Source organism: Archangium minus, assembly GCF_044360475.1.
In the GTDB taxonomy this organism is placed as follows: domain Bacteria; phylum Myxococcota; class Myxococcia; order Myxococcales; family Myxococcaceae; genus Archangium; species Archangium minus.
In genome coordinates, this window is record NZ_CP043494.1 from 9768607 (window position 1) to 9791932 (window position 23326).

Annotated in this window: 18 protein-coding genes, 5 tRNA genes and 1 other RNA gene; 17 read left to right on the forward strand and 7 right to left on the reverse strand. The window is 68.6% G+C overall.

Features of this window, described 5'->3' with window-relative positions:
- Positions 1 to 190: 190 nt before the first annotated feature.
- Positions 191 to 850 (forward strand): DUF4142 domain-containing protein, encoded by a 660-nt coding sequence (locus tag F0U60_RS39870; protein WP_395807672.1) that lies wholly within the window; start codon positions 191 to 193, stop codon positions 848 to 850.
- A 10-nt stretch (positions 851 to 860) separates the two neighbouring features.
- Here F0U60_RS39870 and F0U60_RS39875 read toward each other — a convergent pair whose 3' ends face one another.
- From F0U60_RS39875 to F0U60_RS39885, 3 genes are read right to left on the reverse strand one after another with little or no spacing between them, the layout of a single operon-like run.
- Positions 861 to 1823, reverse strand: a complete 963-nt coding sequence (locus tag F0U60_RS39875) for a polysaccharide deacetylase family protein (protein WP_395807674.1) — start codon at positions 1821 to 1823, stop codon at positions 861 to 863.
- Positions 1824 to 1833: 10 nt separating this feature from the next.
- Complete coding sequence (locus F0U60_RS39880) at positions 1834 to 2544, reverse strand: glycosyltransferase family 2 protein (protein ID WP_395807676.1); 711 nt, start codon at positions 2542 to 2544, stop codon at positions 1834 to 1836.
- A gap of 53 nt (positions 2545 to 2597) precedes the next feature.
- Positions 2598 to 3911 carry a protoporphyrinogen/coproporphyrinogen oxidase gene (locus tag F0U60_RS39885; RefSeq protein ID WP_395807678.1) on the reverse strand — a complete coding sequence of 438 codons (1314 nt, stop codon included), beginning with the start codon at positions 3909 to 3911 and terminating at the stop codon, positions 2598 to 2600.
- A 217-nt stretch (positions 3912 to 4128) separates the two neighbouring features.
- Here F0U60_RS39885 and F0U60_RS39890 point away from each other — a divergent pair, with 217 nt between their 5' ends.
- The 9 genes from F0U60_RS39890 (at position 4129) to ffs (ending at position 10909) form a co-directional block, all read left to right on the forward strand.
- Positions 4129 to 8250: a tetratricopeptide repeat protein gene (locus F0U60_RS39890; RefSeq protein WP_395807680.1), complete on the forward strand. Its 4122-nt coding sequence runs from the start codon at positions 4129 to 4131 to the stop codon at positions 8248 to 8250.
- A gap of 91 nt (positions 8251 to 8341) precedes the next feature.
- Positions 8342 to 9622: a serine--tRNA ligase gene (serS, locus tag F0U60_RS39895; protein WP_395807682.1), complete on the forward strand. Its 1281-nt coding sequence runs from the start codon at positions 8342 to 8344 to the stop codon at positions 9620 to 9622.
- Between the two features lie 111 nt (positions 9623 to 9733).
- A tRNA-Ser gene (locus F0U60_RS39900) sits at positions 9734 to 9820 on the forward strand.
- A 43-nt stretch (positions 9821 to 9863) separates the two neighbouring features.
- A tRNA-Ser gene (locus F0U60_RS39905) sits at positions 9864 to 9953 on the forward strand.
- Between the two features lie 81 nt (positions 9954 to 10034).
- Positions 10035 to 10111, forward strand: a tRNA-Arg gene (locus F0U60_RS39910).
- 24 nt (positions 10112 to 10135) lie between these two features.
- Complete coding sequence (gene tadA, locus F0U60_RS39915) at positions 10136 to 10603, forward strand: tRNA adenosine(34) deaminase TadA (protein ID WP_395807684.1); 468 nt, start codon at positions 10136 to 10138, stop codon at positions 10601 to 10603.
- 5 nt (positions 10604 to 10608) lie between these two features.
- A tRNA-Ser gene (locus tag F0U60_RS39920) sits at positions 10609 to 10695 on the forward strand.
- 13 nt (positions 10696 to 10708) lie between these two features.
- Positions 10709 to 10795 (forward strand) — tRNA-Ser (locus F0U60_RS39925).
- Between the two features lie 25 nt (positions 10796 to 10820).
- Positions 10821 to 10909, forward strand: an RNA gene (gene ffs / locus F0U60_RS39930) — signal recognition particle sRNA small type.
- A gap of 55 nt (positions 10910 to 10964) precedes the next feature.
- Here the strand turns inward: ffs and F0U60_RS39935 are convergent.
- Positions 10965 to 12410 (reverse strand): glycosyltransferase family 39 protein, encoded by a 1446-nt coding sequence (locus F0U60_RS39935; protein ID WP_395807686.1) that lies wholly within the window; start codon positions 12408 to 12410, stop codon positions 10965 to 10967.
- Positions 12411 to 12617: 207 nt separating this feature from the next.
- Between F0U60_RS39935 and dnaX the strand changes: the two genes are divergently transcribed.
- The 4 genes from dnaX (at position 12618) to recR (ending at position 15822) form a co-directional block, all read left to right on the forward strand.
- Positions 12618 to 13835 (forward strand): DNA polymerase III subunit gamma/tau, encoded by a 1218-nt coding sequence (gene dnaX / locus F0U60_RS39940; RefSeq protein WP_395807689.1) that lies wholly within the window; start codon positions 12618 to 12620, stop codon positions 13833 to 13835.
- Positions 13836 to 13950: 115 nt separating this feature from the next.
- On the forward strand, positions 13951 to 14817 hold the full coding sequence (locus tag F0U60_RS39945) for a DNA polymerase III subunit gamma/tau (RefSeq protein ID WP_395807691.1): 867 nt from the start codon (positions 13951 to 13953) through the stop codon (positions 14815 to 14817).
- Positions 14818 to 14904: 87 nt separating this feature from the next.
- Positions 14905 to 15222 carry a YbaB/EbfC family nucleoid-associated protein gene (locus F0U60_RS39950; RefSeq protein ID WP_203406917.1) on the forward strand — a complete coding sequence of 106 codons (318 nt, stop codon included), beginning with the start codon at positions 14905 to 14907 and terminating at the stop codon, positions 15220 to 15222.
- A gap of 6 nt (positions 15223 to 15228) precedes the next feature.
- Positions 15229 to 15822, forward strand: a complete 594-nt coding sequence (gene recR / locus F0U60_RS39955; RefSeq protein ID WP_203406918.1) for a recombination mediator RecR — start codon at positions 15229 to 15231, stop codon at positions 15820 to 15822.
- A 9-nt stretch (positions 15823 to 15831) separates the two neighbouring features.
- On the opposite strand, the gene F0U60_RS39960 is transcribed toward recR, so the two are convergent.
- The 3 genes from F0U60_RS39960 to F0U60_RS39970 are packed head-to-tail and all read right to left on the reverse strand — an operon-like array spanning position 15832 to position 21190.
- Positions 15832 to 17607, reverse strand: a complete 1776-nt coding sequence (locus F0U60_RS39960; protein WP_395807695.1) for a protein kinase — start codon at positions 17605 to 17607, stop codon at positions 15832 to 15834.
- Between the two features lie 8 nt (positions 17608 to 17615).
- Entirely contained in the window at positions 17616 to 19583 is a 1968-nt protein-coding gene (locus F0U60_RS39965; RefSeq protein WP_395807697.1) for a hypothetical protein, read from the reverse strand.
- Positions 19580 to 21190, reverse strand: a complete 1611-nt coding sequence (locus F0U60_RS39970; protein WP_395807699.1) for a collagen binding domain-containing protein — start codon at positions 21188 to 21190, stop codon at positions 19580 to 19582. Before F0U60_RS39970 ends, F0U60_RS39965 begins: the two co-directional genes overlap by 4 nt.
- 249 nt (positions 21191 to 21439) lie before the next feature.
- Here F0U60_RS39970 and mglB point away from each other — a divergent pair, with 249 nt between their 5' ends.
- The 3 genes from mglB to F0U60_RS39985 are packed head-to-tail and all read left to right on the forward strand — an operon-like array spanning position 21440 to position 23323.
- Positions 21440 to 21919 (forward strand): gliding-motility regulator GTPase-activating protein MglB, encoded by a 480-nt coding sequence (gene mglB, locus F0U60_RS39975; protein WP_002626753.1) that lies wholly within the window; start codon positions 21440 to 21442, stop codon positions 21917 to 21919.
- A gap of 11 nt (positions 21920 to 21930) precedes the next feature.
- Complete coding sequence (mglA, locus tag F0U60_RS39980; RefSeq protein ID WP_203406921.1) at positions 21931 to 22518, forward strand: gliding-motility regulator Ras-like GTPase MglA; 588 nt, start codon at positions 21931 to 21933, stop codon at positions 22516 to 22518.
- A gap of 46 nt (positions 22519 to 22564) precedes the next feature.
- Positions 22565 to 23323, forward strand: coding sequence for a dihydrolipoamide acetyltransferase (locus F0U60_RS39985; protein ID WP_395807702.1), 759 nt, complete (start codon positions 22565 to 22567; stop codon positions 23321 to 23323).
- Positions 23324 to 23326: the final 3 nt, after the last annotated feature.

Consider the following 23326-nt stretch of genomic DNA (forward strand, 5'->3'; position numbering starts at 1 on the left):
GTGACCCGCACTGGGAGGGAAACGGGGCCCGAGTGCCGACTAGCGGCCGTCCTGGGAGCGCCGCGCAGCAAGGGGGGAGAGCAGGCAGGTGGGGACCGGGCCCCCGCCGGGCCCCCTGCCCCCAACGCTTGCGGGCCTCTGAGCCGCGCATCAGCTTTGCATCGTTCATCTGGCCAAGGGGGTTGCGGACATGAGGATGCGGCGATTGTTGTGGGGCGCGGGGCTGCTGGCGCTCATGGGGATGGGCGCGGGCTGTGCCCATGACGAGGCGAAGCAGGCGCGCAGCCGGGGTGAAAAAGTCGGCGAGGCCTTCGCGGAGAAGGTCCGTTATGCGGACCAACTCTCGCTGTTGAACCAAGAGCAGATCGTCCTGGGCCACCTCGCCCTCCAGAAGTCCAGCGAGCCCGAGGTGCAGGCCTTCGCCCAGGAGCTCATCCGCAACCACCAGAAGAGCCAGGAGGATCTCCAGACGTTGGCCCAGTCCAAGGCCTTCTCGCTGGCCGCGGTGGACCTGTCCACGCAGGACCTGGCCATCGGTGGCGCGGGCAGCGAAGGCGCCATGCAGGGCATGGAGAAGGGGGAGGAGAAGTACGACAAGAAGTTCAACAAGCAGGTGAACCAGTTCCTCGAGAGGCGCAACGAGCTGGCGGGCCTGAGCGGCCGTGAGTTCGACCGGGCCTTCCTGCAGCAGGTGAAGAAGGACCAGGAGCGCGGCGAGGAGCTCATCGACAAGGGTCTGAAGGAGTACCGCGACGACACGTCCCTGGCCCTGTTGCTCACCAGGACCTCGCCGGTCATCCAGGCCCAGCAGCAGCGCATCGAGACGCTGAGGGGCTTCATCGGCGACTGAGCGTCCCCGCTTACGACAGGGGTGAGCCCTGCCCATTGACGGCGAGGTGGGACGCCGCGTCGCGCAGGGTCACCACGTCGTAGTCGGACTTCAGCCAACCGAAGAGGGTCCGCAACCGCTCCAGCTTGTGCGCGACGGGGACCCGCAGGTCTCGCTGCTGGCGAACCAGCTCAGGAGGGATGCCGTCCTCTGCACCCAGCACGTCCACCGCGTGCAGCTCGAAGTTGAAGAACGAGTCACCGAGGCAGGCCCGGTACAAGGCCCGGACAGCCGGCATCGGCAGCGTGGTGGCGAAGGTGCCGATGAACGGGAAGCGCACTCTGGGCGTCACCGTCATGGGCAGCTCCAACACGGCCCCCCTCCCCCGCGAGTAGGGCCGGGCGGGCTCGGGCCGGTAGGGCGTGCGAGGCGCGAGCAACACCCGAGGTGAGTCCAGCACCGCCCGCGAGGGACACCCCAGCAACGCCAGCGCGCCCATCACCGCGGCCTTGGCCGTGTAGTACGGGGCCGCGGGGAACGTGGACGAGCCGTAGCGGTAGCCACGCTCCACCGTCGCCGCATACAGGGCCGCGTTGAGCGTGTAACCCGGCGCGCGGAAGCCCACCGGACGCACGCCCGTGGCTGCCTCGAGCACCTCGTCCGCACGCCGCAGGTCCTCGCGGATGCTCTCGAGTGGGCGCCGGGTCAGCGCGTAGTCATGCGAGAAGCTGTGGCTCGCTACCTCTACGCCGGCCTCGTGCGAGGAGCGCAGCACTCGCGCCGCGCCCGCGTCCGCCGCCACGTCCTCGCCGATGGCGAAGAACGTCCCTGGCACGCCCACCGACGCCAGCAGCTCCATGAACCGGGGCACGGCCGTGGTGTAGACGAGCCCCCGAGCCCGCGCATCCAGCAGCGACTCGGGCAGCCCGTGGATGCGGCAGTAGTGCGGCAGCGAGTCCAGGTCGACGGAGATGGATGCGAGCCGCCGCGCCACCCTCGCCCCCTCAGGTTCCGCGGATGCGGATGACGTAGAACAGCTTGCCCACGTTCTTGAGCACGTTGGGCACGCGCTTGAAGAGGTGGATGGACGGCTGGCGCTTCTCGTGGAGCTTGATGGGGATCTCCACCACGCGCAGCCCCTCGCGCCAGGCGCGGATGACGAACTCGCTGGCGAACACGTCCATGTCCACCACGCACCGGGCCACCACGGGCAGCAGCGCCTCGCGCCGGAAGGCCTTCAGCCCATGCGTGTCCGTCCCCTGGAAGCCGAGCGTCACGCGCAGCAGCTTGTTGTGCACCCGCGTGGCCACGCGCCGCACGAGCGGCCGCTGATCACTGGCGCCCTTGGCCGCCTTCGAGCCCACCACCATGTCCACCCCGCCCTTCTCCAGCACGGGGAGCGCGGTGTCATAGAAGGACAGGTCGCACAGGTCGATCTCATCGCAGAAGACGTAGGTGCCCCGGGCCTTCTCGATGCCGGCCTTGAGCGCCACGCCATAGTTGGGCCGCTCCGAGTGGAACCAGCGTAGGCGCGGGTTCTTCGCGCACATCTCCTCGAGGATCTGCGGCGTGGCGTCGCGCGAGCCGTTCTCCGCGAAGATGACCTCGTAGTCCCACCCGCGAGCATCCAACCCCTGGGTGAGCTCCGCCGCGGCGGAGGCGACGATGGAGGCCTCGTTGTAGACGGGGATGACGATGGAGAGATACGGGGCCATGGACGGACGTGCGACGTAGCACGCCCCCAAGGGCCCCGTCGACGATCAATCCATCAACCGTTCAACCGGCGCGCGCATGCTCGCCCGGCCAGGATGGCGTCCTCCATGGAGGAGTACTCCCACTGCCCGTAGCGCCCCGCGGTGACGATGCCCGCGTGCTCCAGGAAGCGGAGGATCTCCGTCTTCGCGGGCCCGTACGCCTCATCGTAGAGCACGTAGGCGTGGGGGATCTCCCGCGCCTGGGCGAAGAGGATGTCGTCTGCCGAGTGCACCATCTGCGAGCGCACCAGATCCTCCACCGCATACGTCTCCGCCTGGGCCATGGAGAGCTCGCCGTGGTGGCTGTACTCCACGTAGAAGGTGGCGGTGTCCGGAGGGGCCAGCGGCGCGTACACGGCCGAGGGAGAGCCGATGCGGTACGTCTTGAACTCGGGCTCGGGCAGGTAAATCCAGTGCCACGGCTGCCGGTTCTTCCCCCGAGCGGCCACGCACACATAGGTCACCGTGGTGGCGCGCAGGCGTCCGGCGGCGGCCAGCACCTCCTCGGGCACGCCTGAAGCCCCCTTCGCCACCAGCCGCACCAGCCCTGGCAGCGAGATGGAGGAGACGAGGTGCGAGTAGCCGAGCGTGCGCCCGTCGGACAGCGTGACCTGCCGGGCCTTCCAATCGATGGCGGTGGGCTCCGTATTGACGCTGAGCTCCCCACCCCGCAGGTGGGCCTGCATGGCACGGGCGAGGCTCTCGATTCCGCCCTCACGTGGATAGCGGAAGGAAGCGTTGTAGCCCAACGCGTCGCTCCCCACGCCCAGCGCCCCATCCACCACCTCCTTCAACGTGGGCCGAGGCACGAAGCGCCCCACCCAGGCGGCGGACAGCTCGGACGGATCCACCGTCCACAGCTTCTTGTTGTAGGGGAGCATGAAGTTCTTCGCGAACCCCTCCCCCATGTAGCGCAGGATGAACTCGGTGAAGTTGCGCGGCTCGCGCTCGCGCAGCTCCCGGCCCTTCTCCCCGTAGATGGCCTCCACGTAACCCAGGAGGTTCTCCGCCACCACCTCGGGCGGCAGCCCGTGCGTGTTCACCTGGTAGGGGAAGCGCGTGAAGACGCCCCGCGAGTAGATGCCAGCCTTGCGTTGGATGGTGACCATCTGGCCCGGCAGCCAGAGGGTGTCCACCAGCGCCTGGATCTCCGGGTCTCTCAGGTGCAACCAGTGCCCGGTGGGGTCGAAGTAGCACCCCTCAATGACCTCGGTCTTGATGAGGCCGCCCACCCGCTCGGACTTCTCGATGAGGCGCCAGGGACGCTGCAGGAAGTGCGCGGCCGAGAGCCCGGCGAGGCCCGCGCCGAGAATGACGATGGGTTCCATGGAGCCCCGGGTCTACCACCTTCGCCGCTACGAGGGGCAACAGGAGCGTGACTGCGTTGAACTGGGAGTCGGTCCCCCGCCCGCCTGCCCTGCCGCCGGGGATATGTCCACTCCGGACGTCGCGTTCTTTGCCGCCTGGAAAATGCCTCTGATAACCTGCGCCGGCCGCGGGTCAGTGCGGCCGCTCGCGTCCGATGGCCCCCGCTGAAGGAAACCCATGAAAGTCTCCTGCCCGTCTTGCCAGACGAACTACAACATCGATGACAAGCGGATCCCCCCGGGCGGCGCGAAGCTCAAATGCGCCCGGTGCCAGAACACCTTTCCCATCCGGCCCGCCGAGACGGTGAGCACGCCCGCCGCCGTGCCCCTGCCGGGCACCGCCGCGCCGCACTCGGCCGCTGTCCCGTTGCCCGGCGCCACCGCGCCCCAGGCGGACCCCTACGCGGCCTATGATGACTTCCAGCGGCCCGCGGAGACGGAGACCACGCGCGTCGTCTCCATGCCTCTGCCGACCGCGGCCTACCGCGACAACGTGGCGCCTCCCGCCTCGCAGGCCATCCCGCTGCCCGGTGCCGCCGCGCCGTCCACGGGCGAGGCCATCCCCCTGCCCGGCGCGAGCGACCCGTACGCGGGCAGCGCGTACCCGCAGAGCGGCGGAGCCTCGGATGGCTACTACGGCGGGAACCCATACGACGCCGCGCCCCAGGCAGACGCCTTCGCCCTGCCACCTCCGCCCGCTGGCAACCCCTACGCGCAGGATCCGTACGCCGCCGCGCCTCAGGCGGGCGCGATTGCGCTGCCTCCTCCGCCCGCCGATAACCCGTACGCCTCCGCCTCCGACTTCGGGGGCGATGCCGCGTTCGGCTCGTACCAGCCGACCACGTCCGAGGTGGATACGTTCGGCCTGCCCTCCGCGCAGGCCGCGGATCCCTACGCCGCAGTTCCTGGCGCGGACCCCTACGCCGCCGCTCCTGGCGCGGATGATCCGTTCGGCATGCCCTCCGCGCAGGCCGCGGACCCCTACGCCGCAGTTCCTGGAGCGGACGATCCGTTCGCCCTGCCTCCTGCCGGCGCTCCCGGCGCGGATGATCCGTTCGGCCTGCCCCCCGAGCCGGCCGCGGACCCGTACGCCGCCGCTCCCGGCGCGGATGATCCATTCGCCCTTCCACCCATGGCCGCCGCGCCCGCCACGGTGGATGTCGGCATCGACTTCTCGGAGCCTCCGCCGGCCGCGCCCATGGCGCCTGCCGCCGTCGGCGGCTTCGACGACGTGGACTTCGGGAGCCCCGCGCCCTCCATCCCCGACGCGCTCGAGTTCGATCCCTCCGCTCCCGCCCAGCCTGGGGGCGATGACCTCGAGGCGGACCTCTCCGCGCCGCTGCCTCCCCCGCCTGCCGCGGGCACGGCCGACGGCCTGGAGATGCTGAGCTTCATTGACGACGCGGCCAAGGACAACGGGGGCAACAAGCCCAAGGCCAACGTCCGCCGCTTCCACGTGCGCCGCCGCTCGGGCAAGGTCTTCGGTCCGTTCGAGGAAGGCGTCGTCGTCAAGATGCTCGAGGACGGCCAGCTCCTGGGCAACGAGGACGTCTCCACCGACGGAGACGCGTGGGCGCCCATTGGGACGGTGTCCATCTTCGCCTCGGCCATCCAGAAGCTGATGGAGGGGCCGGGCACGCCCGCCATCCCGGCCGCGGCGCCGCCGATGCCCACCGCCGAGTCCGGCTCCAAGGCCGGCCAGCCCGCCGCCACCGCCGCCAACATGGAGCGGCTGAATCAGCTCTACGGCGGCCGCATGGCCCAGGTCTCCGTGGTGGACAGCACCTCTCGCATGGAGGTCATCCTCGGCCACGTCAAGAAGCGCCTGCCGGTGGTCATCGCCGCCGCGTCGGCGCTGGCGGTGCTCGGCGTGGGCTTCAGCTTCAGCGCCACGCGCTATGGCGCCTTCGGGATGAAGAAGTTCTTCCCTGCCCAGGTGAAGCCCGGCTCCCAGGCCTACGCGGACGTGGAGGCCGCGCGCAAAGCGCTGCTCCAGGACTCCTTCCAGGGCTACAAGCAGGCCCACACGCTGACCAGCAAGGTGCTGGCCGGTGACGAGTACCCCGAGGTGCGCGCCATCTGGTGCCAGTCCGTCTTCTACCTCCAGCGCCGCTACTCGGCCGCCAACGGCGGCGACCTGGGCCGCTGCCGCTCCGAGGAGGAGATGTCGAGCCTGGAGCTGCTGGGCGAGAAGAACGTCGAGTACACCAAGTACCTCGCCGGCAATGCCCTCGCCTCACGCGACCCGAGCAAGGCGCTCCAGCTGCTGCAGGACGCCTGGAGCCGCGAGTCCAATCAGGGGGACATCGAGCTGGCCCTCCTGCTCGCAGAGGCGCAGGCCGCCAAGAAGGACAACGCGAAGGCCATCGACACGCTCAACCGCGTGCTGCAGAAGAAGCCTGACCTGACCAAGGCGCACCATGCCTTGGGCGACCTCTACCAGGCAGGCGGCAAGGCGGACGAGGCCGTCAAGGCCTACGAGGCCGCGCTCAAGGCGGACGCCACCCATCTCATCTCCGCGGTGGAGCTGGCCTCGGTGGAGCTGCTGCTGCGCAAGGACGCGCAGAAGGGCCTCGAGGCCGCCGAGCGCGCGCTCGACGAGAAGCAGAAGTCTCAGCTGGGGCCGGCGGAGCTCTCCCATGCTCGCACCCTGAAGGGGATTGCCCTCTTCCAGCTCGCCCGGCTCCCGGAGGCCGAGCAGGAGCTGCGGGCCGCGCTGGACAAGGACAGCCCCCTGCTCGTCAAGAGCTACCTGGCGCGTGTGCTGTACGCCCAGCGCCAGTTCAAGGACGCCCTGCCCCTCTATGAGGCGGTGGCCAAGGCCGAGCCGAAGAACCTCGAGGCCATGGAGGGCTACATCACCTCCCTGATGACGCTCGGCAAGCTGGATGACGCGCAAAAGGTCGTGCAGGAGGCCGCCAAGGCCTTCCCCAACAACGCTCGCATCGAGTACCTCCACGGCCGCGTCGACGAGTTGCGCGACAGCAACATCTCCGCCGAGGAGCACTACACCCGCGCCCTCAAGGCCGACGCCGAGTCCCTCGAGGCCCGCATCGCCCTCGGCCGCTTCCACCTGCGCATGCGCCGCATCGATCAGGCCAAGGAGCAGCTCGAGGCGGTCTCCGCCAAGGCGCCCGACAACGCCCTGGTGCAGGTCGCCCTGGGTGAGCTGGCGCTCGCCGAAAATGACGACGCCCGAGCCCGGGAGGCGTTCGAGCGCGCCGTTGGGTTGGACACCCACCTCGCCGCCGCCCACTTCGGGCTGTCCCAGTTGGCGCTGCGCGCCGGAGACTTGGGGACCGCGCAGAAGGAGGCCGACACCGCGCTGGAGCTGGATCCGCACACGCTCCGGGGCGCTCGCCTGCATCGCGGCACCGTGCTGTGGCGCCAGGGCAAGCTGGATGACGCCATCGCCGAGCTGCAGCAGGCCAAGAAGGAGGAGCCACGCTCGGCGGCCATCTCCATCACCCTGGGCGCCGTCTTCTTCGACAAGGCCCATGCCACCGAGGAGGGCAAGAGCACGACCGAGGTCAGCAACAGCCTGAAGGAGGCCGAGGTCAGCCTGATGCTGGCGCTCAAGAGCGAGCCCTCCAACGCCGAGGCCAACTTCTACATGGCGCAGGTGAAGGCGGCCCAGCAGAAGCTGAATCCGAGCAAGAAGTCCCAGGGCAAGAAGGGGGACGACGCTTACGCCGAGGCCATCGACAGCATGAAGATCGCGGTGGAGCGCGCGCCCACCAACGCCGGCTACCACTACGCCTTCGGTGTCATCTATCGAGACGCCAAGATGCTGGCGGAGGCCATCGAGCAGTGGAAGGAGGCCGTGAAGCTCGAGCCGAAGATGGCTGACGCCCACGAAGCCCTGGGCAAGGCCTACCTGGAGCGCAACGAGTTCGATCAGGCCATCGCCGCCTTCCAGGCAACGCTCAAGGCGGATCCCAAGCGCAGCAGCCAGGCCTCCGCCCTCATCGGTGACGCACACTTCAGCGCCACGCGCTGGAGGGAGGCCGCCCGCGCCTATGAGCAGGCGGTGAAGGGGGACCCGAGCCTCACCTCCGTCTACTACAAGCTGGGCCGCGCCTGGAGCGAGCAGAACCAGTACACCAAGGCCATCGAGTGGCTCTCGAAGGCCACCACCGCCACGCCGGACAACGCCGACTCCTGGCATGACCTCGGCTACGCCTACAAGGAGAAGGGCAAGAAGAAGGAAGCCCTCAAGGCCTTCCAGGAGTACCTGACGCGCAAGCCCGAGGCCGAGAACCGCAAGGAAATCGAGGACGAGATCAGCTTCCTCGAGTAGTCACTTGCCCCTACCCGGGCGTCCGTTTCCGGGCGCCCGGGTACTTCCTGCCTTGCCGGACCCTCGCGGGGTGACTAGAACCCGCCCCGCCATGTTGGATATCAAGTACGTCGCGCAGAACTTCGATGCGGTGGTCGCCCGACTTCAGTCCCGGGGCGGCAACCTGGACCTCGGCCCCTTCAAGAGCCTCGTGTCGGAACGGCGCGAACTCTACGTGGCCATGGAGTCACTCTCCGCGCGCCGCAACACGGCCAACGAGGAGATGAAGCGCAAGGCCAAGGAGGACCCGGCCGCGCTCGAGGCGTTGCGCGGGGAGATGCGCACCGTCTCCCAGACCATCAAGGAGAAGGAGGCGCGCCTCAAGGAAGTGGAGGAGGAGCTCAGCCGCATCCTGCTGCTCATCCCCAACATCCCCCACGAGTCCGTCCCCGTGGGCGCCAGCGCCGACGAGAACGTCCAGGTGCGCACCTGGGGCGAGAAGCCCAACCTGCCCTTCACGCCCAAGCAGCACTTCGAGCTGGGTGAGAAGCTGGGGATGCTGGACTTCGAGCGCGCCGCCAAGGTGTCCGGCTCCCGTTTCACCTTCTACAAGGGAGCGCTCGCCCGGCTGGAGCGCGCCCTGGTGACCTTCATGATCGACGTGCACACCCAGAAGGGGTACGTCGAGCTGCTGCCTCCCTACCTGGTGCTCCGCGAGGCGATGATGGGCACCGGCCAGCTGCCCAAGTTCGAGGAGGACGCCTTCAAGACCGCGGGTGAGTTCGAGCGCTTCCTCATCCCCACCGCCGAGGTGCCCGTCACCAACTACCACTCGGACGAGATTCTCGAGGGGGAGACGCTGCCGCGGCGCTACTGCGCCTTCAGCCCGTGCTTCCGGGCCGAGGCGGGCTCGGCGGGTCGGGACACGCGCGGCCTCATCCGCCAGCACCAGTTCCACAAGGTAGAGCTGGTGAAGCTCGCCACCCCGGAGTCCAGCCTGGACGAGCTGGAGAAGATGATGGACGACGCCTGCGACATCCTCCGGCGCCTGGGGCTGCACCACCGGGTGATGATGCTGTGCACCGGAGACATGGGCTTCAGCTCCCGGAAGACCTACGACATCGAAGTCTGGCTGCCGGGCCAGGGAGCGTACCGGGAGATCTCCTCCTGCTCGGACTGCGGTGACTTCCAGGCGCGCCGCGCGAAGATCCGCTACCGCGCCCAGAAGGGGGACAAGCCCCAGCTCCTCCACACGCTCAATGGAAGTGGCCTGGCCGTGGGGCGGACGAGCATCGCCATCCTCGAGAACTACCAGCGCGAGGACGGAAGCGTCGTCATCCCCGAGGCGTTGGTGCCCTACATGGGAGGCCTCAAGGAACTCCGGCCGATGTAGTCGCCGGAGTGCTGTCAGCATCCGGGGCCCCACAACGTTGTTGCAATGGGCCCCGGATGTTGTAGAAGGGCGGCCCACGCGGTTCGGTGGTCCGCACGGCTTCAAGCGGTTGGAGGAGTGGCCGAGCGGCTGAAGGCAGCGGTCTTGAAAACCGCAGGTGGCGCAAGCTTCCCGTAGGTTCGAATCCTACCTCCTCCGAGTTTGTTGTTGCTGTATGCGGTTCTTTGACAGTAAAGGCAGTGGAGAGATGGCCGAGAGGCTGAAGGCACAGGTTTGCTAAACCTGCATACTCGAAAGGGTATCGAGGGTTCGAATCCCTCTCTCTCCGCCACTCATCTTGGTTGTGGTAGCGCGAAAGTGGTTGTGGTACAGAGGTCGCGGTTGTGGTAGAGCGGTAAAAAGGAAACGGCAAGCTCCCTTAGCTCAGCTGGATAGAGCGTCGGACTACGAATCCGAAGGCCGGAGGTTCGAATCCTCCAGGGAGCGCCAACCTTTCCCCTCACCCCCATTCCCATGAGTCTGGACGAAGCTTTCATGCAGCAGGCGCTCGCGCTCGCGCGGGAAGCCGCTGGGCTCGGGGAAGTTCCTGTCGGAGCAGTCGCCGTACACGATGGCAAGGTCATCGGGGTCGGCTTCAACCGACGGGAAATCGACCGGAACCCTCTGGCCCACGCAGAGATCTTCGCGCTGGACGCAGCTTCCAAGGCGCTAGGCGCGTGGCGGCTCACGGGTGTCACCCTGTATGTGACGCTGGAGCCGTGCGCGATGTGCGCTGGAGCGCTGGTCCAGTCGAGGGTCACGCGCTTGGTCTTCGGAACGATGGATCCGAAAGCCGGAGCCGTTGGCTCGCTCTACAACCTGGCCGAGGAGCCCCGGCACAATCACCGGCTCCAAGTGATGAGTGGGGTTTTGGCGGACGAGAGCCGCCAGATGCTGAAGGATTTCTTCGAGCGACTGCGCGAGAAGAAACGCGACAAGTGAATATTGGAGAGCTGGCCGAGTGGTCGAAGGCACCTGACTCGAAATCAGGCATACCGGGAACGGTATCGTAGGTTCGAATCCTACGCTCTCCGCAGAGTGTCTCATGGAGAGGTGGCCGAGCGGTTGAAGGCGCACGCCTGGAACGCGTGTATATCTGAAAGGGTATCGTGGGTTCGAATCCCACCCTCTCCGTAGTTGTTTCAGTCATTGAAGAGCTTGTGGTCGGGACAACGTGGGGACGTGAACCCCGCCAGGTCCGGAAGGAAGCAACGGTAGCGCACCTCCGCGTGTGTCCCGGCCGTTCTTGTGAAGGAGCCGATTCCCTGAGAAGGGAGTCGGCTTCTTCTTTTTTGGGTTGGGCTCAGTCGCGCGCGAGCACCGTCTCCCGGCCCACCCGCTGCACCACCCGGAAGCCGGCCGCCTGAAGCTCGGCGAGGGCCCGGCCTTCGAAGGTGACGACGCGGTTGAAGCGCCTGTCCCGCATGGCCCCCTTGAAGTTGGCGTCCCGAGGCCAGTCGCAGGTCATCCAGGGGATGTTCTTGCCGATGTAGAAGTACCCCCCTGCCCCCCACAGCCCCTCGTTGACGATGAGCAGCCCGCTGACGCCATCGTCCCGGGTGGCCGCGACGATGCCCCTAAACTGGTCTCCGCGTAGGTCCACCGGCGGGAAGAAGCGCCCGGTCACCACCGTGGCCACCAGGGCCAGAGCGCCCACTGCATTCCGCAGGAGGACGCGCTCCCGGCTCAGCACGAAGGCGGCCAGCGTCGGGGCTGCGGCCATGACGAGGAGGACCAGCCCCGGGTAGAGGAACCGTTCCTCCTTGTGGGCGGTGGCGGTGATGGCCAGGAGGTAGGCCACCGCGCAGAAGAGCGGCAGCAAGAGGGCACGCCGCTGGTGGAGCGAGCGCAGGCCCAGGGGCATCGTCGCCCAGACCCAGAGGGGCAGTCCGGAGAAGAAGGGCCACAAGTAGAAGCCCGGAGGGGAAGCGCCAAACTGCCTCGCGGCCTGCCCGGAGAGGACGTTGAAGTCCACGTAGGCGAAGAAGGAGTGGAAGGGCTTGCCCCACGTCGCCCAATCAAGCGCGCCCAGCCCGAGCGCGACACCCAACCCCGCGAGGCAGCTGAAGGCGAGCACCCGCCAGCGCCGCTCCACCACCAGCCAGAGGAGAGCCGCCAGCACCACCACCGCCGAGCCGTAGCGCGCCACCACCGCCAGCCCCAGCATCAACCCCCCCACCAGGCCCGCTCGCACCGGGCGCTCGGTGCGGTCCAGTGCCTCCAGGGCCACCACCAAGAAGGCGGTGGAGAAGGACTCACCCAACGTCCGCCCTGCGAAGACGATCACCGGCCCGTAGAGGCCCACGGCCAGGGCCGAGAGCAGCGCCCCGACGGTCCCTGCGCGACGCTCGGCGAAGCGGTACACAGCCCACAGCATCCACCCATGCAGCATGGCCTGGGGAATGGCGAGCAAGCCCCGGTACGCCACCGGGTGCGAGAGACCCAGCACATCCGCCAGCCGCAGCAGCCACGCGGCCGCTCCGGGCAGCGCCCAGTTGCGCAGACCCGCTCGCCACTCCCAGGCCAGCACTCCGTAGCCATGGGCACGGAACCAGGCCGGCTCGAGCAGCTGGTACACCTCGTCCGGGTGGATGCGGCCGAGCTGCACCACCGCCCCGACAGCGGGCAGCACCCCCACGAGGCCCAGCAGCAGGACGTGCGACCAGCGCCGGCGCGCCGCGGTGGGTGGCGCCTCTGAAACAGGAGCGGCGGAGGGCGGAAGAACGGAAAGGGGCGCGGGCGCGGTCATTGGAACGGGAGCCAACAATAGACGACGAATCGACACTGCCGGCCACGACGCCGTTGGAGTCGTCGTGAAGGCCCTCGGACACAGAGTGAAGCACCCGACTCCTGGCATCCCATTCCTGGACTCACTGAGGAGGACTTCAAAAGTAGAGCAGCCAGCGCATGGAACTCGTGCGCTCGCGTGTTCTACGTGGTTAGATTCCGGCCCCCCATGAGCTACCTCGTCCTTGCCCGTAAATGGCGCCCGCAGACCTTCGACGACATGACCGGCCAGGAGCACGTGGTCCGGACCGTCGCCAACGCCATCAAGATGAACCGGGTGGCGCACGCCTACCTGTTCTGCGGCCCGCGAGGCGTGGGCAAGACGACCGCTGCCCGCCTGCTCGCCAAGGCGCTCAACTGTGAGAAGGGGCCCACCGCGAGCCCCTGCGGCGTCTGCCAGGCCTGCACGGAGATCGCCGCGGGCACCTCGGTGGACGTGGCGGAGATCGACGGTGCCTCCAACAACGGCGTGGAGAACGTCCGCGAGATTCGCGAGAACGCCAAGTACCTGCCGCAGCGCGACCGGCACAAGATCTACATCATCGACGAGGTCCACATGCTCTCGGGGGCGGCGTTCAACGCGCTCCTCAAGACGCTGGAGGAGCCGCCTGGGCACGTGAAGTTCATCTTCGCGACCACCGAGGCGCACAAGCTCCCGGACACCATCCTCTCGCGCTGCCAGCGCCACAACTTCCGGCGGATCCCCGCGAAGGTGATGCTCGAGCGGCTGAAGTACATCTGCGAGCAGGAGAAGGTGGCCATCTCGGAGACCGCGCTCTCCATGGTGGTGCGCCAGTCCGAGGGCGGCATGCGCGACGCGCTCAGCCTCCTGGATCAGATCTTCTCCGCCTGTGGCGCCGAGCCCACCAATGAGGCCGTGGCCGACGCGCTGGGCGCCATCGATCGCACGGTGGTGCAGGACTTCGCTGAGGCGCTGGTGCGCAAGGACGCGAAGCGCGTGCTGGAGCGGGTGGAAGAAGTCTTCAACCGCGGTACGGATCTCAAGCGGCTGACGGAGGAGCTGGCGCTGCAGCTGCGCCACCTCTTCGTGGCCAAGACGCTGGGCGAGGCGCCCGCGGAGCTCGCCGAGTCCGAGCGCAACGCCCTCACCACGCTGGCGAAGGAGGCGGACCCGGCGCAGATCTCCCGCCTCTTCGACATCGTGCACGGGTGCGTGTGGGACGTGTCGCGCGCGGCGCAGCCCCGGCTCGCGCTGGAGATGGCGCTGCTCAAGGCCATCCAGCTCTCGCCGGTGGGCTCCATCCCGGAGCTCCTCGCTCGGGTGGATCGCCTCGCCGCCGGACTCGGTGGTTCCGATGACGCTCGCAAGGTAGCTGCTGGGGCGCCCGGAGGTCGCTCCAACTCGCCCAACTTTCGCGCCCACTGAGCGCCCGCCAGAGCCTGCCCGCCCTCCCCCCGCGCCTCGTGCGCCTGCGCCCGCCGTGTCTCCAGCGGCGGCTCCGGCCCCGTCACGCCCAGTGGAGGCCCGAGGTCCTGGTCCCGTGGCGGCACCGCCTGCCCCGGCGCCTCGCAACGCCGCGGCTCCGGCCTCGTCTCCGTGGGGCATGTCCCAGGGGGGCCCCGCCCCTGTCGCGCGTCAGCCCGAGGCTCCCGCTCCCGCGCAGCCCGTGGTGCGCGTAACGAACGTGCGCCTGCCCCCTCAGGCCTCCCCTCCCGTCGACGACGAGCGCTTCTTCCCCGAGGAGGGCCCGGCCGACGGCTGTGCCTCGGGCGAGTGCCTGCCTGACGCACCGCCCGTCCCTCTCGCCGAGCCAGAGCCGGAGCCAGAAGCCGAGTCGGTTCGCCCCTTCGACGTCCACCACGCCCCACGCGCCGCGGCGCCCATCATGGCTGCCTCGGGTCGTGACAACCCCCGACGCCCCCTCCAGGAGCGGTGGCGCGCGGCCGTGGACACCGTGCGCACGGCCTCCGGACGACATGCCAAGTCGCTCGCCTGCGGACGCCTGCTGTGGATCCGCGAGGGGGAGGTGGCGCTCGCCTACCCTCCAAGCCAGGGCTTCCACAAGACCACGGTGTCCGGGAGCAGCGGGCGCCCCATCGTCGAGAAGGCCCTCGCTGAGCACTTCGGTCGTCCCACGAAGCTCGTGGTGCAGGATTGTGCGGAGGCCGACAAAGCCGCGGCGGATGCACCGGGAGCACCAGGCACGGGCCTCATCAGCCTCGCCGAGCAGGACGCCCAGGAGCGTGCCGCGTACGAGAAGAGCGCCGAGGGCCGGGTGCGTGCCCATCCCGCGCTCAAGGCCACCCTCAAGTACCTGGGGGGAGAGATCGAGCACATCCAGGTGTACGACCAGCCCGTGCGCCCGGTGGCCGCCCCGACGAACGACCTCCCTGACGAGAGCCCCTGACAACGGGCGCGCCCGACGCTAGGGTGCGCGCTTCGACTCAGCCGAGCGGTCTCCCGATGCCCGCTCGCACGTTCAACGAGGAAGCTCATGCCCGGCATCGACCTGAACTACTTCATCCGTCAGGCCAACAAGCTCACGGAGAAGATCGAACAGCGCAAGAAGGAGCTGGCCGACGAGACCGTCGAGGCCAAGGCCGGTGACGGCCGAGTGACCGTGGTCGCCAACTGCGTGCAGGAAATCAAGAGCATCAAGATCGACAAGTCGCTCGTGGACCCCAACGACCTGGGCATGCTCGAGGACCTGGTCACCGCCGGCGTCAACGCTGCCCTGGCGAGCAGCCGTGAGAAGATGCAGCGCGAGCTCGGTAAGATCTCCGGCGGCGTGAAGATCCCCGGCATTACTTGATACCGAATGACTCCTGATCCGCTCAATCGCCTGGTCGCCCAGCTCGCGAAGCTCCCTGGCATCGGGGAGAAGACGGCACAGCGTCTGGCGTTCCACATCCTCCGCTCTCCGGGCGAGTACGCCCAGGAGCTGTCCCAGGCCATCCGCGAGGTGAAGGAGAAGGTGCACCTGTGCACCCGCTGCTTCTCGCTCACCGATGCGGAGCTGTGCGGCTTCTGCCGGGACAACCGGCGTGACGAGCGCGTCCTGTGCGTGGTGGAGACGTTCGCGGACTTGATGGCGCTCGAGCGTACCCGGGAGTTCAAGGGGCGCTACCACGTGCTGCATGGAGTGCTCTCGCCGCTGGATGGCGTAGGCCCCGAGCAGCTGCGCATCAAGGAACTGCTCACGCGTCTGGGAGACGGGCATGTCGAGGAGATCATCCTCGCCACCAACCCAGACGTGGAGGGAGAGGCCACCGCGCTCTACCTCACGCGACTGCTCAAGCCGATGGGCATCCGCGTGAGCCGCATCGCCCAGGGCCTGCCCATGGGCGGCGACCTCGAGTACGCCGACCAGGCCACGCTGGCCAAGGCGCTCAGCGCCCGGCGTGAGCTGTGAGACCCGCGGCTACCGCGTGACGCGGTAGCCGAAGGGCAGCACCACCGTCACTTCCTTGTCCCGGTGCGCGGGGAAGCGCAGGCGCTCCACCTGCTTCTCCAGGCACCTGCCCACGGGCCGCTTCGCCAGGGGCCCCTGGGTGGCCGCGTCCGCCTTGCCCGAGGAGTAGATGGTGAAGCGCACCTGCACATCGCCCTCATCCGCGGGCAGGTCGCGCTTGTACTGCTCGAAGCACGTCATGATGCGGGCCCGGTTGCGCGACACCACGCGCTGGATGTCCGCGGCCTCCAGCGACACGCGCGCCTTCGTCGCCGTGCGCGCCGACGCCTTCGCCGCGGGAGGAGGTGGCTCGACCTGGGCCTCTGTCGGAGCGACGGCCACGGCGGCCTGTGGCGTGGGAGCCGATTCTGCCGGCGCGGACGGCTGGGTGGCCGGCTGTGCCTCGGCGACCGCGGCCGGAGCCACGGCGGTCCCGGGTGACGCGGCGGCGGGCACCTCGGGGCTCGCCGAAGGCACGGGATTCGACGGTGGCGGAGTGGCCTCGCTCACGGGCGCGAGCTTGCGTCCCACCACGAACGCCCCACCCACCAGCAGCAGGCCGCTCGCCACGAGCGCGACGACGAGCCCCCCGCGGCGCGAGCGCTGGACCGTCGGGATGCCCGTCCGGGACGGCGGAGGGATGACACCCGTCCGGGTCTCGGAGGGCGCGGCGGGCATGGCCCCGGAGTACGTCGGGAAGGAACCGGACGCCAGCGACACGGGGATCCCAACCATCCCCAGCGTCGAGAGCGTGGGGATGCGCGTCTTCTCCGTATAGCGCTGCTCTCCGAAGCTGGTGCGCAGGTACGCGGCGAGGTGGGCCCCGGTCGTCGGCTGGGGCTCGCGAGCCAGGATGCGCTCCAGGTCGTCGGCGAACTCCGCGGCGGTGGCGTGGCGGTGCGCGGGCTCATGGGACATGGCCTTGAGGATCACCGCCTCCAGCTCCGGGGACAGGTCGGGCCGCAGCGCCCGGGGCGGCTGGTAGTCGTCCGCCATCAACGCGTTGAGCACCGCCAGGTCGTTTTCCCGGGCGAAGGGCCGCACGTGGGTGAGGGCCTCGTAGAGGCACACGCCCAGCGAGAAGATGTCCGCGCGTCGATCCACCTCGGCGCCCCGGGCCTGCTCCGGCGCCATGTAGATGTACTTGCCCTTCACCACGCCGGTCCGCGTGTGGGCCAGGCGCGACTCGGCCTTGGCGATGCCGAAGTCCAACACCTTCACCTGTCCCTCGTACGTCACGTACAGGTTGGAGGGCGAGATGTCGCGGTGGACGATGTTCAACCGCCGGCCCGACTCATCGGTGAACTCGTGGGCGTAGTGCAGGCCGCGCGCCGCGTCGGCGAGCACGCGCAGCACCAGTGGAATGGGGACGTACTCGCCCCGGAAGCTCGCCGTGCGCACCGTGGTGGAGAAGTCCTCCCCCGGCAGGTACTCCATGCAGATGAAGTAGCAGCCGTCGGCGAAGCCCAGCTCGTGGATCTGCACCACGTTGGGGTGTACCAGCCGCGCCGCCAGCCGAGCCTCGTCGCGGAACATCTCCACGAAGTCCGGCAGGCCCGACAAGTTGGCCAGCATCCGCTTGATGACGACGTTGCGCTCGAAGCCATCCGCGCCGAGCCGCTTGGCGAGGAAGATCTCCGCCATGCCTCCCTCGGCCAGCTTGCGGACCAGCACGTACTGACCATAGGGCCGAGGCTGAGCCTCGGTGCTCCCTCCGGTTTCCGTCCTGGCTTGGGGGGTTGTCATGCGGGGCCTCACTTCAGGGTGCGCACCGAATACACGTCCGGTGCACCGGGGCGAGACATCTTGAATACGACGCGGGGGGGCCTTCCCTCGGAGGATACCCAGGTATCGAACCGGTGTTTCGAATCCAGGGCCAGGGGCCGCCCATTTACGAACAACTTCGCATCCACCGGGGCCACTCCGGACACCCGGACGCGACGCCCCGCCCGCTGCCCCTCCCGAGGCGCGTTGACGATGAGCGTGGGCACCGAGTTGTCGAAGACGAGCTCCAGCTTGCTCATCCGCCCGCCGCGCACCGGCTGTCCATTGGCCGCCAACGGGGTGATGGACCAGACGAAGCTGCCCTCCTCGAGGACGCCCGCCTCCAGCGGCACCTGAGGCGAGGACGCGGAGCGCTCCGCCACGGGCTGGCCGAGCGCGCCGCTCCGGTACACCGCGACCTTGTAGGACGCCGCGCCGGGCTCCGCCTGGCAGGTGAAGGTGATGGCCGGGGGCTTGTCCTGGAAGAAGATGGTCGTCTTCTCCGGCCCCTCGGGCACACGGTTGCGCAGCCGGCCCAGCTCGCCCTTCGCGGAGCGCTCCGGACCGAAGAACGCGCTGCCACGCGCCACCTCCGAGCCCTCCGGTCGCCGCACCCGCCAGTACAGAGCACCCTTCGCGGGAGCCGTCACGTTGACGAAGCCGCGCCGGGCCACCCCCACCAGCACCGGCTTCTTGAACTCAGCATCCGAGGCCACCTCCACCCGCACCTCGCCGGCCTCCTCCCACGTGAGGGCCACCTCCGACAGACGCTTGTGGAACACCTGCTGGCCCGCGGTCGAGGCCAGCACGAGAGGCGCCTGCTCCACGGTCTCGACTCGCGCAGTGGCCGCTCCCGCCACGGTGGCCCGCTCACCCGCGCGCAGGGACTCGCGGGCCTCGCCGCGCACCAGCGTCACATCCCCCACGCGCGAGTCCACGGTGAAGCCATCCCCGGTGCGCCGCACGTCGAGCCGTGCCGCCCCGTCGCTCTCCAGCGAGAGCCCTGGCAACACCACCCGGCTGGCACGACCCGGAGCCAGCATCAGCCCCAGCTCGCCCTTGAGCAGATCCAACCGCGCCTCGTCCGTCGAGCCGCGCCGCTCCACGCCCTCCACCACCAGTTCGCCACCCGGGCTCAGCGTGAGCGCGGACTCCGAGCCCTCCAGCCGCAGCAACGCCGAGCCCTGACGCGCGCGCACGCTGTCTCCGGCCTTCAGCGCCTCGCCGTCCCGGTCCACCCCGCGCCACCGGGCACTCCCCTTCTGGCGCCACTCCGCGCGGCCCGACCCAGCGTGCACCGTCACCTGGACGGTCGCCAGCTCCAGCACCCGCGTCGTCACGCTCTCGGGCTTCACCGACAGCACCTGGCCCTGCGTGGCTCGCACCGACTTCCCGTTCTTCGCCACCACCTCCACGGTGCCGAGCAGCACCTCCACGCGGCCCTCGTCCTGGCCCACCTCCACCCGCACCTCGCTCGCATCCGAGCCCGTGCGGGTGAGGCCGAAAGGCGTGAGCACGGTGAGCTGTACCCGCGGGCTCGACTTCCCCTGCGCCCGCTCCGCCGGCACGCGCGACAACACGAAGCCTCGCGACACCGCCACCACCACGCCGCTCGCATCCTCGTCGAGCAGGAAGCGCGCCTCCGGCCCTACCTCCACCGTGCGCCCATCGGCAAAGAGCACCGTGACGCCTCCGTCCGCGCCCGTCTCCACGGCGTCACCGCGCCACAGCGGGCCAGTCGTAGCGGGAGACAGCTTCCCTCCGCGCTCGAGCCGCACCTCGCCTGTCACCGTCGTGAGCCGCGCGAGCGCCTCCACACCCGCGTCCACCTCCGGCCCCCTGGCTGGCTTCTCCACCGCAGCGGGAGGAGACGCGGCAGGCAATGGCTCCTCTTCCCCGCAGCCAGTGGCCAGCAGCAGGCACAGCGCGGACAGGAGTCGAGGGCGGAGGGAGCTCACCGGGTCTTGGGGAAGAGATCGACGTTGAAGATGGCTTGTTCGCCGTCCTGCACTGTGACGACCTTGGTCTGGGACAAGTGACCGGGAGCCGAGAAGACGAGACGATACCTACCTTGCTTGAGCTGGACCTGGAAAGACCCCCGAACGTCCGTGCGGCGTCGGAGCTTCGCCTCTGGGATGGACAGCCAAGCCCGAAGTGGCTTGCCCTTGCGCACGCTCCGTACCTGTCCGGACAGGGTAGCAAGCGCTGACTGCTGCTTGGTCACCAGCGACACAGGCAACCCTGTCTCGGCTCCTGCGACAACGACTACAGCTTCTTGGATTGCGCGAAAGCCCTCCGCGGAGATCTTCACGTCCACAGGCCCCGGAGCGAGCCCCTCCACGCGGACCTGCCCCGCCTCATCGGTGAGAACTTCGGCCTCTCCCACGGACACGGCCGCACCCGGAAGAGGCGTCCCGCCGCGTGCGTCCACCACCGTCACGAGCAGAGAGCCCACGCGAGGCACCGGGCGCACCCGCCCTAGCCGCACCACCCGCACCTCTCGCCCACCTTCTGTCACGGTGTAGCGCTCCTCCGAGGGCAGATAGCCGCCCACGCTCACCCGCGCGAGCACCTCGCCCGGAGGCAGCACCACACCCGGCAACCGTCCGTCCATGCCGGTCACGCGAGGTGCCTGCTCCACACCGCCCGCCGCCAACACCACCTGGGCCTCGGGTAGAGCCGCGCCGGAGTCCGCGTCCACCACCGACAGGAAGAGCTCGCCCGTCTTCGGCTGCACGCGGGCAGCCCTTCCACCCAGGGAGAGCTCAAAGGCCACTCCCGCGCGGCTGATGACCTGCCGGGACGTCAATCCCTCCGCGGTCGTCAGCACATCGCGCACGTATTGGTAGTCGAGCACCAGCGCCCCACCCCACCCGTCGCGCCGCACCACCGGGAGGAGCAACGCGCCACCGGCCGCGAAGCCACTCGACGTAGAGCCGAGTGCCACGGGCACCTCGCCGCGCACCTCCATGCGCAGCTGCCCGGGCAGCGGCACGAGGACACGGGCCCCCACCAGCGCGGCATGGCGGGCCGTGGGCACGAGCTGCACCTGTCCCGAGCCGGAGAACGCCGGCAGCTGCGCGAAGCCGTAGCCAGCGCTCAGCTCGGCACGCAGAGGCCCCAGGAAGACACGCGCCGCCGGCCCCACCGAGGCCCGCAGCAGGCCGCCGCTCGTGATGAGCTCCGTCTCCCGGGAGAGGCTGAGGCCCTCGCGCTGCACGCTGGCCCACGCCCCCACCCAGCTCCCGCCGAACACCGCGGCCCACAGCGCCACATCATTGGGCGTCATGCCCCCGTACGTCACCGCCGGCCCGGACTCCTGCGCGCCTTCACGGAAGGCCAACCCGTAGCGCAAGCGCAGCGTCGCCCCCTCCGCGTCCGGGGGCACGCCCCCCGCCGAGGCGCTGATCGGCCCCACCAGGGTGAGCACAAGTAGGAGGGCGAAGAAGAAGGAGAGCGAGCGAACCAGCACGGCCGGAGTATAGTGAATACTCGACAGGGCCCCCGGAAACTGGAAGCGCCTGGAAATCCATGCTCCGATGTCCTGGATGGTCCCCCCTCGCATGATCGCCTCCCTACCCTCGCCAGACCTGAGCAGGCAACCTCTGTGGGCACGTGCCTGCATGCCAGCCCCTGGAGCACGGGCTTCTACGGAAGGCGGTGGCTTCTTGCCGGGTTGGAAGGGCTTTGCTAAAGCTCCCCCGGTCGGGAGCGCCGCACCTAACCTCCGAAATTCATTCCGGAAACCTACGGGGAGTCCTCGGGGGCCGCGGAAGTACAAGGTCGAGCGAGACGCTTAGGAGCGTAAACGCCCATGGGCACGCAATTGGTGATGTACGAAGAGGAGTTCACCAAAATCAACGCGGTTTGCGACCGGCTGACCAAGGACGCGAACGCGAAGGTGGTGTTCCTCGTCGACAAGAACGGCCAGCTCATCTCCTCCGCGGGACAGACGCAGAACATCGACACCACCTCGCTGGCCTCGCTGACGGCCGGTAACGTGGCGGCGATGGGCGGCCTCGCGAAGCTGATTGGCGAGAACGAGTTCCCCCACCAGTTCCATGAGGGGGCCAAGGACTCGCTCTACATGACCATCGTCGGAAGTCGGGTGGTCCTGGTCGTCATCTTCGACAATCGGACCAGCCTCGGTCTGGTGCGCTTGCGCATCAAGAAGGCCAGCGACGAGCTGACCAAGATCTTCGAGAGCCTGGTGAAGAAGACGGATGGTCCCGGGGTCGGCTCGCCGTTCGCCGAGATTTCCGACGACGATATCGACAACCTCTTCAGCGAGTAACCCGGGAAGCCATGTCCTTCATCAACTACTCGTCTCGCGAAATCAACTGCAAGATCGTCTACTACGGTCCCGGGTTGTGCGGGAAGACGACGAACCTGCAGTACATCTACAACAAGACCGCCGCGGAAACGAAGGGTAAGCTCATCTCGCTCTCTACGGAGACGGATCGCACGCTCTTCTTCGACTTCCTGCCGCTGTCGCTCGGTGAGATCCGCGGCTTCAAGACGCGCTTCCACCTCTACACGGTGCCGGGTCAGGTCTTCTACGACGCCAGCCGCAAGCTCATCCTCAAGGGGGTGGACGGCGTGGTGTTCGTGGCCGACAGCCAGGTGGAGCGTATGGAGGCCAACATGGAGTCGTTGGAAAACCTCCGCGTCAACCTGGCCGAGCAGGGCTATGATCTGAATAAGATCCCCTACGTCATCCAGTACAACAAGCGGGACCTCCCCAACGCGGTGACGGTGGAGGAGATGCGCAAGGCCCTCAACCCGCGCAATATCCCCGAGTACCAGGCGGTCGCCCCCACGGGTGTAGGCGTGTTCGACACGCTCAAGGCCGTGGCCAAGCTGGTGTTGACGGAGTTGAAGAAGGGCGGCTAGGCACGTGGCGGACTCTTGGGTCCGCCCCAGACGAGGTCGCTCCTTCGTGCGCTCCGCAACCTCCACCCTCCGAGTGCTGGCCCTGGTCGGCACGGCCCTGTGGGCCCCTGCGTTCGCGCAGCAGGGCCCTGGTGCCGTTGCCGCGCCAGCGCCGACGTCGTCCTCCTCCACCGCCGCCCCGGCGCCTGCATCCACCAGCCCCCAAGCCCAGACGGCCGACGAGGCCTTCAACACCCGGGTGAGGACGCTCGAGGAGCAGGTCGTTGACCTGAAGGAGAAGGTCTTCCGCTCCAAGGCACGCCTGCAGGTCCTGCAGGAGACGGTGCTGGGAGGAGACCTCTCCACCGGAGCGCGCGCGGTGCTCTTCCATCGCAACGAGATGGGAGACTCGTTCGTGCTGGAGTCGGTGGCGTACGCGCTGGACGGTGCGCCCATCTTCACCCGCACCGACGAGAACGGAGACCTGGCGGGCCGTCCGGAGCTCGAGATCTTCAACGGCCGCATCGTGCCGGGCCAGCACCAGATCGCCGTGCGGCTCGTCTACCGCGGCCATGGCTACGGGCTGTTCAGCTACCTCGAGGGCTACCGCTTCAAGGTGCAGTCCAGCTACACCTTCAACGCGGAACCGGGGAAGGTCACGACCGTGCGCGTGGTGGGATTTGAGAAGGGGGGGCTGACCACGGACCTGCAGGATCGGCCGGCGGTACGCTACGACGTCGAGTCGGCACGCGAAGCGGCGAAGCTGCAGTTGCCTCCCGCCTCGGACGCCACTCAACCGCCCCCCGCCGCCACCGAAACAAAGTAGAGG

Bases quoted from the DNA above. Each gene is read 5' to 3' on its own strand.
- recR (WP_203406918.1), top strand. From the start codon at position 15,229: ATGACTCCTGATCCGCTCAATCGCCTGGTCGCCCAGCTCGCGAAGCTC.
- dnaX (WP_395807689.1), top strand. From the start codon at position 12,618: ATGAGCTACCTCGTCCTTGCCCGTAAATGGCGCCCGCAGACCTTCGAC.
- F0U60_RS39970 (WP_395807699.1), bottom strand. From the start codon at position 21,190: ATGCGAGGGGGGACCATCCAGGACATCGGAGCATGGATTTCCAGGCGC.
- tadA (WP_395807684.1), top strand. From the start codon at position 10,136: ATGAGTCTGGACGAAGCTTTCATGCAGCAGGCGCTCGCGCTCGCGCGG.
- F0U60_RS39880 (WP_395807676.1), bottom strand. From the start codon at position 2,544: ATGGCCCCGTATCTCTCCATCGTCATCCCCGTCTACAACGAGGCCTCC.
- F0U60_RS39885 (WP_395807678.1), bottom strand. From the start codon at position 3,911: ATGGAACCCATCGTCATTCTCGGCGCGGGCCTCGCCGGGCTCTCGGCC.
- mglA (WP_203406921.1), top strand. From the start codon at position 21,931: ATGTCCTTCATCAACTACTCGTCTCGCGAAATCAACTGCAAGATCGTC.
- mglB (WP_002626753.1), top strand. From the start codon at position 21,440: ATGGGCACGCAATTGGTGATGTACGAAGAGGAGTTCACCAAAATCAAC.
- serS (WP_395807682.1), top strand. From the start codon at position 8,342: ATGTTGGATATCAAGTACGTCGCGCAGAACTTCGATGCGGTGGTCGCC.
- F0U60_RS39935 (WP_395807686.1), bottom strand. From the start codon at position 12,410: ATGACCGCGCCCGCGCCCCTTTCCGTTCTTCCGCCCTCCGCCGCTCCT.
- F0U60_RS39890 (WP_395807680.1), top strand. From the start codon at position 4,129: ATGAAAGTCTCCTGCCCGTCTTGCCAGACGAACTACAACATCGATGAC.
- F0U60_RS39870 (WP_395807672.1), top strand. From the start codon at position 191: ATGAGGATGCGGCGATTGTTGTGGGGCGCGGGGCTGCTGGCGCTCATG.
- F0U60_RS39950 (WP_203406917.1), top strand. From the start codon at position 14,905: ATGCCCGGCATCGACCTGAACTACTTCATCCGTCAGGCCAACAAGCTC.
- F0U60_RS39960 (WP_395807695.1), bottom strand. From the start codon at position 17,607: ATGACAACCCCCCAAGCCAGGACGGAAACCGGAGGGAGCACCGAGGCT.